This window comes from Streptomyces sp. S6, assembly GCF_054880855.1.
Genome location: NZ_JBTYMC010000253.1, coordinates 1 through 9760 on the forward strand (window position 1 = coordinate 1; position 9760 = coordinate 9760).

The window sequence follows — 9760 nt, forward strand, 5'->3', positions numbered from 1 at the left end:
CGGTGTGCTCCCGCCCCGCGGCGCCGGGTGGGGGCTGCCCCGCCGACCAGGGGCAGCCCCGCTTGGGTCGCCGCCGAGGGGAGGTGTGGGGCCGGGTGCCATGCCATGACAGTGGCCGTGGGGGTCCAGCCTGTCGGACCCGGCTCCTCCCGTTCCCCCGGGCGGCACGACCAGGCTGCCCCACCTCGGGGCGCGGGCGCAGGCCCGTCGGGGAAGATCCGTACACCTAGCGGCCGGTGCGGGCGGGTTGCCGTATGCGTACGTACCCCTAGCCCGGACGGGGCCGCCGCGGCGGGGGTTCCCTAGGGGCTGATCCCCGTCATACCCGTACCCCTCAGGGCCCCACCGTCGTCGGGATCTCCGTCCGCGATGTGATGCCCAGCTTGGCCAGGATGTGCTCGACGTGCGCGTCCACGGTCCGCTTCGAGATGACGAGGCGCTCGGCGATCTCGCGGTTGGACAGGCCCTGGGCGACCAGGACGGCCACCTCGCGTTCGCGCCGGGTGAGGGCGTCCACGGACCGGGGCCGACTGTCGAGGGTCTGCCGAGGGCCGGGGGTGCGCCGGCCTGCGGGAGGGTCGGCGGGGGCGGGGACGTCGTCGTCCGCGCGGACCGCCTCCAAGACCTCTCGCCCCGACAGCCGCGCCCCGGTCTCCCGCCAACGCTCGAACGTCTCGTCGCCGAGCGCGGCCCGCACCGCCTTCTGCGCGGCCTCCCGCTCCTCCAGAAGCCTCGGCAGCAGGGTGACGGGGTCGCCGCCGAGATGCCGCGCGTGTTCGGCGTACCCCATCAACCAGCAGGCGCGGACGTGCCGTTGCTGCTGTGCGGCATGCCAGGAGAGGCCGAGGGCGGCGAGCGCGGCGACCAGGATCTCCCCTATCTCGGCGGCGGCTTCGAGCCCGAGCCGGAAGCACTCGGCGGCCTCCGTGTGCTCGCCGGTGAGGTGGAGGATGAGCCCCTTCGTCGCGACGGTCGAGGCGTACAGCTGCCGCTCCCCGCGCCCGTCGAGGTACGACATACCTGTGGCACACAGTTCGAGCGCCCCGCCGGTGTCTCCGAACACGGCCCGCAGCAGGGCGGCTTCGTAGTGGATGACGCCGATCGCGAGCCCGTCCCCGGAGGCGAGGATGCGCCGCCGGGCGGCCTCGATCTCGGCGAGCCCCTGCTCGACGGCGCCGCCGAACGCCGTCATGGCTCCCAGGTATCCCTCGGCCGAAAGGACCACGCGCTCCTCCCCGCACCTGCGCGCCACGTCGTAGGCCTGCGGAAAACGGTCGAGAGCGGTTTCCAGGTCGCCCGTCCACACCCCGAAGATGCCGGTCATCAGCAGGCCCCAGGCCCGCTCGGGGCAGTCCTGCGGGGTGAGTCCGAGGCCCTTGTCGATCCAGTGGCGGCCCTCGGAGAGGGTGCCGGCGGCCCGCCAGTACGGCCCGAGACGGGTGGCCAGCCACAGCGCCTGAACGGCCCGGCCGTCCGCCGCGCAGCCGTACTCCAGGGCGGCCCGCACGTCGGCGACGTCCTCGCGCACGGCGCGGTGCAGGGCGACCTGGGCGGGGCTGAGGAACTCGTCCCAGAACCGGGCCACCAGACGTTCGTAGTGCGCGAAGTGCCGTTGCCGCACAGCCTCTTGGTCGGCCGGGTCGAGCCGCCCGGCACCGTACTCGCGGATCGTGTCGAGGAGCCGGTAGCGCCCGCCGTCCTCTCCGATGCGCTGCACGACGGACTTGTCCACCAGCCCGATCAGCGCTTCGACGACCTCTCCGGGCGGCAACTGGCTGCCCCCGCAGACCTGTTCGGCCGACGACAGCTCGAACGACCCGGCGAACACGGAGAGTCGGGCCCACAGCAGGCGTTCGTGCGGGGTGCAGAGGTCGTACGACCAGTCGATGGCCGTGCGGAGGGTCTGGTGGCGGGTGAGGGCGGTGCGGCGACCGCCCGTCAGCACCTCGAACCGCTGGTCGAGCCGGGCGACCAGTTCGGCGAGGGGCACCGCGCGCAGTCGTACGGCGGCGAGTTCGAGGGCGAGCGGCATTCCGTCGAGGCGGTCGACGAGGGCGAGGGTGCGCTCCCGGTCGCCGTTGTCGAGGGGTGCGCCACCGGTCACGGCCGCCGCCCGCTGGACGAACAGGTCGACCGCGTCCGGCCTGCTCAACGGGGCGATGGGGACGCAGTGTTCGCCGGGGACGTCGAGCGGCTGACGGCTGGTGGCGAGGACGCTGAGGCCGGGGGCCTCGCGCAGGAGGATGTCACAGAGCATCGCGCAGGCGTCGACGAGGTGTTCACAGGTGTCGAGGACAAGCAGGATGCGCCGGTCGCGGAGGTGTTCGACGACGGCGTCCAGCGGGCTCATGCCGGGCTGTTCGGGGAGTTCGAGGACGCCGGCGAGGGTGGCGGGCACCAACTCCGGGTCGCGCAGGGCGGACAGCTCGACGAGCCGTACCCCGTCGGCGAACCGCGCGGCCGAGGCACCGGCCGCGCGCAGCGCCGTCCGGCTCTTGCCGACGCCGCCGGGGCCGACCAGTGTGACGAGTCTGGCGCGGCCCAACGCGTCCCGCAGCAGGACCAGTTCCTCAGCCCTGCCGACGAAGCTCGTGAGTTCTACGGGAAGTTGACCACCCCGCCGCTGTCCGAACCCGAATCCCATCTGTCCCCCGTGCTCGCGCGGCCGTCGACACCCTGTCACTCATCACAGCGTAAGCACACTGCTGCCGAGCGTGAATGGCGCGAGAAGGCGTAGGTATCACTCGCGCCGGGGACGGGGCTCGAAAACCTGCGCGAGGGGTGAAAGGGGTGGGAGGGGTGGGGTTTCGGAGTGCGGGAGTGGTGTTCGGGGGCGCGTTCAGGCCGCCCGCGCGTTCAGGCCATCCAGAAGAAGACCGCCGTCATCCGCTTGTCCTCCAGTGCCGTCCCGCAGTAACCGGTCGCGCTGTGCACGAGGGCCGCGTTGTAGAGGAGGAGGCGGTTGTACTTGTGGGGGACGCGGATATCCTCCTCGAAGGCGTCGGGGGCGACGAACCGGGTACCGAGAGCGTCGACGAGGTTGTTGTGCGGCGCCTGGACGACGTTCCCGCCGAGCCGGCCGCCGGGCAGGGTCTGCCGGTAGAAGGCGGTCCCGCAGTCCTTCGGAGCTACGGGGTTCAGGTAGAGGACGGCGGCGTAGCGGCACAGGGACCGGGAGTCGGTGTGCGGCCGGGGCTCGCTCTCTCCCTCGCCGACCACCTGGACGCAGTTGTGGTTGAGGGTGCCGCCGCCGGGCGCCTTCTGCACCCACAGTTCCTTCGCGCCGGTCGCCTGCCTCACCAGGCGTTCCACGCGGGCGAGTTCAGCCGGTTCGAGGCCGGGCATGGCCCGTAGTCCCGGCCAGGTCTCGGAGGTGTACGGGTATCCCCTGACCCAGTCGTCCTTGGCGAGGCACCTCTCCCGTACGGCGTCCACCTCGGGGAGGACGTCGTCCAGCACCCAGTAGTCCCGGCCCTCGGTCGGCTTCCGGTACGGCAGCACGGGCAACTGCGGCAACGCGCGTGGTTGTGGGGGCATGCGGCGAATGTAGGACGCCGGTAAGCAGCCGCTCGCCCGTGCTTCCCTAAGGGTTGGACCAGTAATACCCCGGGGTCTGGTCAACGGTTGGTAGCCCTGGTCAACGGATCGCCAAGGCGCCGAGCCCAGCTGATCACCGGGGCACCCGGGCCGGAGGGCCGAAGGGCGCCCGGTCCGGAAACTTTTTCCGCACCCGGTGAGTCACCGGCACATCCCGTCCGTATTCCTGTACGTCCGATCCCGCCGCCCTCGCGTCGCGGGCTCCCCGACCGGGCAGGAGGCACGGTGCGCTTTTCACGCAACGCGATGGGAACTCTCTTCGTGGGCGGCGCCCTGAGCATGACCCTCGCCGCACTCGTCTACCCATCGATGCTGGGTGTCGACACGGCCTCCGCCTCGAACGACAGGATCATCGCCACCACACAGTGGGGCCCCCTCACCGAACTCGACCGCGACTTCGTGGTGAAGGTGCGTGCCGCCGGTCTGTGGGAGTACCCGGTCGGCCAGTTGGGCTTGCAGAAGGGCACCAACCAGGGTGTCATCGTGGCGAGTCAGCACCTTGTCGACGGCCACGCCGCCCTCGACACCACGTGCCGCAAGATCGCGCCGATGCTCAACATCACGCTGCCGAACGTGGCGAGCCCTCAACAGATCGGCTTCGTCAGCCAGTTGACGTCCGACACCAAGGGCGACCAGTTCGACCGGGACTTCGCCAACATCCTGCGCATCACGCACGGTTCGATCTTCAACACCGTCGCGAAGGTCCGCTCCACCACCAAGAACACGCTGGTTCGCGCGCTCGCCGACCAGGCCAACGACACGGTCCTCGACCACATCACCGTGATGGAACAGACAGGTCTCGTCGACATCGACCAGTCCCTGTTCCAGCAGACCACCCCGCCCAAGCTGCCCAAGTCGGACCTGACCCCGCCGCCCGGCGTCCCCGGTGGCCAGGTGCTCGTCCTCACCCCGCCGCCGACCGCCACCTCCACGCCGGTCGACATCGACCGGATCGCCGGTGCCAGCGCCGGCGTCACCGCGGCCCCGGGCGGCAACAACAACGGTGGCGGAAACGCCGGAAACAACAACGGCGGGAACAACAACGGCGGTTGATCGATCCGTAACCATCGCTGCCACAGGGCGAGTTGACAGGCTTCCCGGCGGAAGATCACCATGGGCGCTCACACCCCTGGCGCGCACGAACCCGCGCGCCGGGTGTCCCTTCCTGGTCCAACCGGCCGTCCACGCACGGTGGTCGGCGGCGACCAGCCACGTGATCCGACCAAGTCACCCCTGGCAGCACCGGATGTGACGTGTCGTCATGTCAGGTGCCCCAAGATGGGATACGCATGTCCATAGCGAGAAGTGTCACCGCACGCCGTCTGCTGGGGACGGGCCTCGCGTCGCTCGCCCTCGCCACCGCCTCCGTGGCCGCCGCGTCCGGCGCCTGGGCGAACGGCGGCGGTCGCGGCTGGCAGGGTGGCGGGCAGTACCTGCCCGGCACCGGCGCGGGTGAGAAGACCGAGGCCGACCGCTGCCAGTTCTCGCTCGACGGGACGTCCTTCTTCGACTCCGTCCGGGTCGACGACCAGAACCTGAAGCCGTCCGCCGACGGCAAGGTCCACGTCACGGTCCTCGGCGCGGGCGGCACCTGCACCGTCTCCCTCGCCTCCTACCTGGCGCACGGCCCGACCTTCAACACCTCCGGCGAGCAGGTCTTCGCCGACTTCGACACCGTCACGGTGAAGAAGGGGCAGAAGGACACGCTCGACATCGCCGTCCCGAACGCCGGCTGCTACGCGCAGATCGACCTCTACCGGGGCGCGGTCAAGTTCGACGGCAAGAAGGACGCCCAAGACGGCTTCGAGCACGGTGAGTTGCCCAAGGGTCCGGACCGTCCGGTGATCAAGGACAAGTTGATCGCGGCCTGGAACGGCGGCACGAAGGACTGCACGGTCACCGAGCAGCCCCCGGGCACGCCGCCGGCCACTCCCCCGGCCACGCCGCCGGTCACCGCCCCGCCGTCGCAGAGCGAGGAGCCGCCGACCTCCCCGTCGCCGTCCCCCTCCGCCCCGGAGTCCACCCCGCCGAGCGACGGCGGCTCCGAGTCCCCGACGCCCGCCCCGTCCACCTCCGAGAGCACGCCCCCGGCCGCCCCCACGCCCAACGGCGGTGGCGGCAACCTCGCCGAGACCGGCGCGGGCAACAACACCGGCGTGATCATCGGCGGCGCGGCGGCCCTCCTCGCGGGCGGCGCGGCGATCGTGGTGGCGACGCGGAAGCGGCGCGGCACGCAGGCGTGAACCCGTAGTACCCGTAGTACCCGTAGTACTCACGGCTGCCGGGGGGTGACCTGTCATACCCGTAGTACCCACCCCGGCAGCCGTGCGGCCGTAGTACCCGTACGACCCGCACCCGCCCCGTACTCCCCGTAAAACCCGTGGCACACCCCGCAGACCGGCCTCTACCGTGGCCGCATGAAGCGCGCCCACTCGTCACGCACAACGACGCCGGACATCGTCCCGGCGCGCTGACAGCTGAGCTGTTCGAAGAAGCCCCGGGGCGGGTGCCCCGGGGCTTCGCCGTCGGTCCACCCGCCTCGCCGACATCGAGGAGACCGACATGGACGCGTACGAGGACCACCGCCGGCTCGGCCGCGAACTGGACCTGTTCGACACCGACCCCCTGATGGGCGCGGGCCTGCCGTACTGGCTCCCGGACGGAGCGGTCGTGCGCCATGAACTGGAGGAATACGTACGGGAGTTGGAGAAGTCGGCGGGGTACCGGCACGTGTACTCACCGGTCCTCGGCAAACGGGAGCTGTACGAGATCTCGGGCCACTGGGACCACTACAGCGACGACATGTTCCCCCCGATGCGGCTCGGCTCGGAGGAGGTCCTGCTGCGCCCGAGCCTGTGCCCCCACCACGCCCTGATCTACCGCTCCCGCGCCCGCAGCTACCGCGAACTCCCTCTGCGCCTAGCCGAGTTGGGCGGCATGTACCGCTCCGAGCTGTCCGGCGTCCTCGGCGGTCTGACCCGGGTCCGCTCGATCCAGCTGAACGACGCCCACGTCTTCTGCACCCTCGACCAGGCCGTGGACGAGGCGAGCGCGGCCCTGCGCCTGATCCGCCGCACGTACGACGACCTCGGCATCGAGGCGTCCAGGTACCGTCTGTCGCTGCCGGGCGAGGGTGGCAAGTACGTCGCCGGTCCCGAGCTGTGGAGCAGGGCAACCGCCCTGCTGCGCAAGGCACTTGAGGGTATCGAGTACGAGGAGGCGGCGGGCGAGGCGGCGTTCTACGGGCCGAAGATCGATGTGCAGATCACCGACCCGGCGGGCCGCGAGGCCACCCTGTCGACCGTCCAGATCGACTTCCACCAGCCCGAGCGGTTCGGCCTCACCTACATCGGCGCGGACGGGGCGAAGCACCGCCCGGTCATGGTGCACCGCAGCATCGTCGGCAGCGTCGAGCGGGCGGTGGCCCATCTGATCGAGCGGCACGGCGGTGCGTTCCCCGTCTGGCTGGCCCCGGTCCAACTGGCGGTGCTGCCCGTCTCCGAGGCACAGGAGGCTCACTCGCTGGAGCTCGTACGTGAGGCGGAGTCCTCAGGTATCAGGGTGGTGTACTCCGGGCCGGACCAGGGGAGCCTGGGGGCGCGGATCAGGGGCGCGCGGCTGGTGCCGTACCAGGCGGTGATCGGTGAGCGGGAGGCGTCGGGCGGCCTGGCCGCCGTGCGGCTGCGGGACGGACGGCAGGTCGGGCCGCTGGGCGCGGCCGAGTTGGTGCGCAGGGTCGCGGAGCGGTCGGCGGCCCGGGAGACCGTCCTGTGGAAATGATCGACACGGCATAGGGTCGGGGGCGGGAGCCGTTCCACGCGACCGGCCGCCGCACGCCCGACCATCGCACGATCGACCGCGGTCCGATCGAGGGCCGCACGGAAGGGGTTCTCGACGTGACCGCTCAGCCCGTACCCGTGATCATGGACGTGGACACCGGTGTCGACGACGCCCTGGCCCTGCTGTTCGCCGTCCGGCACCCGGCGATCGACCTGCGGGCGGTGAGCTGCGTCGCCGGGAACACGGACGTCGACGGGGTGGTCCGCAACACCCTGACCGTGCTGGAGCTGGCGGGCTCCCCGGACATCCCCGTCGCCCGGGGAGCGGAGCGCCCGCTGATCGAACCGTCCCGCTCGGCCCAGCACGTGCACGGGGTGGACGGCATGGGGGACCTCGGGCTCCCTGCCCCTACCCGTACCCCTGTGGAGCTGGACGCGGTGTCACTCCTGCGGCGGGAGATCCTCGCCTCGCCGCGCAAGGTGACGCTGATCCCGACGGCGCCGTTCACCAACATCGCGCTGCTGCTGCGGACGTACCCCGAGGTCACCGCGCACATCGAGCGGATCGTCTTCATGGGCGGCGCGGTGGAGGTCGGCAACGCCACACCGGTCTCGGAGTTCAACGTCTGGCACGACCCGGAGGCGGCGGCGATCCTGCTGACGGCCGGGGTCCCTCTCACGATGTACGGGTTGGACGTCTTCCGGCAGGTCCTGGTCCCCGAGGACGACGTCACCCGGCTGCGTGCGAGCGGGAACCCCGCGCTGCGGCTCGCCGGTGACCTGCTGGCCCACCGCGACCCGGACGCCACCGGTGACCCCAGCCCCACCGGGTGCCTCGGTGACGCCGGCGCGGTTTGCGCGGTCGCCGACCCCGGCGGCCTCACCACCGCGCTCCTCCCGGTGGAGGTCTCCCTCGCCCCCGGCCCCACCCGGGGCCAGACCGTCGTAGACCGCCGACCCCGCCCCGGCGAGGCCGAGATCCACGGCCTGAGCAGGGAGGGGGCACTGGTGGACGTGGCTCTGGAGGTGGATGTGGAGCGGTACGTGAAGCTGTACCTGGAGACGGTGGAGGGGTGACACCACCTGCTACCAGAGGGTTACGGGTATCACCCGCGATCAGCTCTGTGTCTCCTCGCGGCGTCCGAAAGCAGCGGCACCGGGTACGACGAGCAGCTTGCCGGTGGTGCGCCGGGCCTCCAGATCGCTGTGGGCCCGGGCGGCCTCGGACAATGCGTAGCGGCCCGTCACGGTGACCTCAAGCGCCTTGGAGCGCACCCACTCGAACACACCGGCGGCCCGTCGAAGCAGTTCGGACCGATCGGCGATGTAGTCCCCGAGGCTGGGCCGGATCAGGGTCAGCGAACCGCCCTGGGCGAGCCGGATCGGATCGAACGGCGGCACGGCACCACTTGCCGCGCCGAAGAGCACGAGATGGCCGCGGGCCCGCAGGCTGGCGAGGCTCGCGTCGAAGGTGTGCGCGCCGACGCCGTCGAAGACGACCGGCAGTCCCTGACCGCCGTTGAGCCGCCTCACCTCGGCTGCGAGATCGTCGACCGAGGAGGAGAGGATCACCTCGGCGGCCCCGGCGCGCTTCGCCAGCTCGGCCTTCGCCGCGGTCGACGTCGTACCGATCACCCTGCCGCCGAGATGGGTGATGAGCTGGGTCAGAAGCAGCCCCATGCCGCCGGCTGCCGCGTGCACGAGCACCGTGTCGCCTCCCTGAACCGGGTAGGCGTCCTTGATGAGATAGTGCGCGGTCATGCCTTGGAGGAGCACGGCGGCGGCCGTCTCGAAGCCGATGTCGTCGGGCAGCGGCACCAGCCGGGAGGCGTCCACGACGGCCCGCTCGGCGTACGTGCCGGGAATCTCCGCCCAACCGACCCGGTCCCCGACTGCGACGTCAGCGACACCGGGTCCGACTTCGACGACCGTGCCGGCGCCCTCGGAGCCCGGGGTGAAGGGCAGCGGGAGGCTGTACCGGCCTTCGCGGTAATAGACGTCGAGGAAGTTGACCCCGGATGCGGCGACCTCCACGACCGCCTCGCCCGGCCCCGGCCGGGGCTGGTCCACCTCTGCCTCCCGCAGTACCTCGGGACCGCCCACTTCGTACACCTGAATCGCTCGCATGACGCTCCAATGACCAATAACGGTTCATCCCCCGCCAACCCCGTTGACGGCGATGCGATTCCCGGCAGGCGGAACGTCCCTCGGTTCCTGTACCGGAGCGCGGTGTCCGCCTCACCCCGCAGCGGCCGTACGGGTCGTACGGGTCGTACCCCTAGACGAGTCTTTCCGAATGCCTGCGGGTACGAAGAGAGGGTGTTCATGATCGTTTGTGACGACGAACTTGAACACCCTCGTGACCGCACTGTACGTGAAGATCG

General features: G+C 71.1%; 7 protein-coding genes. 4 read left to right on the top strand and 3 right to left on the bottom strand.

The window, feature by feature from the left end; genetic code table 11:
* Nucleotides 1-334 precede the first annotated feature (334 nt).
* Both ACVNF4_RS26885 and ACVNF4_RS26890 read right to left on the bottom strand, forming a co-directional pair.
* A complete protein-coding gene (locus ACVNF4_RS26885; RefSeq protein WP_461805458.1) occupies nucleotides 335-2644 on the bottom strand; it encodes an ATP-binding protein in 2310 nt (769 codons plus the stop codon).
* A gap of 212 nt (nucleotides 2645-2856) precedes the next feature.
* The gene (locus ACVNF4_RS26890) at nucleotides 2857-3537 is read right to left on the bottom strand and encodes a DUF6445 family protein (RefSeq protein WP_461805459.1); all 681 of its coding nucleotides are present in this window, start codon (nucleotides 3535-3537) and stop codon (nucleotides 2857-2859) included.
* A gap of 306 nt (nucleotides 3538-3843) precedes the next feature.
* On the opposite strand from ACVNF4_RS26890, the gene ACVNF4_RS26895 reads away from it, so the two are divergent.
* The 4 genes from ACVNF4_RS26895 (at nucleotide 3844) to ACVNF4_RS26910 (ending at nucleotide 8453) form a co-directional block, all read left to right on the top strand.
* Nucleotides 3844-4650 (top strand): DUF4142 domain-containing protein, encoded by an 807-nt coding sequence (locus ACVNF4_RS26895; RefSeq protein ID WP_461805464.1) that lies wholly within the window; start codon nucleotides 3844-3846, stop codon nucleotides 4648-4650.
* Between the two features lie 236 nt (nucleotides 4651-4886).
* Nucleotides 4887-5840, top strand: a complete 954-nt coding sequence (locus tag ACVNF4_RS26900; protein WP_461805460.1) for an LAETG motif-containing sortase-dependent surface protein — start codon at nucleotides 4887-4889, stop codon at nucleotides 5838-5840.
* Nucleotides 5841-6159: 319 nt separating this feature from the next.
* Nucleotides 6160-7377, top strand: coding sequence for a threonine--tRNA ligase (gene thrS, locus ACVNF4_RS26905; protein WP_461805461.1), 1218 nt, complete (start codon nucleotides 6160-6162; stop codon nucleotides 7375-7377).
* 116 nt (nucleotides 7378-7493) lie between these two features.
* Nucleotides 7494-8453: a nucleoside hydrolase gene (locus tag ACVNF4_RS26910; protein ID WP_461805462.1), complete on the top strand. Its 960-nt coding sequence runs from the start codon at nucleotides 7494-7496 to the stop codon at nucleotides 8451-8453.
* 39 nt (nucleotides 8454-8492) lie between these two features.
* Here the strand turns inward: ACVNF4_RS26910 and ACVNF4_RS26915 are convergent, their stop codons facing one another.
* Nucleotides 8493-9503 carry a quinone oxidoreductase family protein gene (locus tag ACVNF4_RS26915; RefSeq protein ID WP_461805463.1) on the bottom strand — a complete coding sequence of 337 codons (1011 nt, stop codon included), beginning with the start codon at nucleotides 9501-9503 and terminating at the stop codon, nucleotides 8493-8495.
* Between the last annotated feature and the right edge of the window lie 257 nt (nucleotides 9504-9760).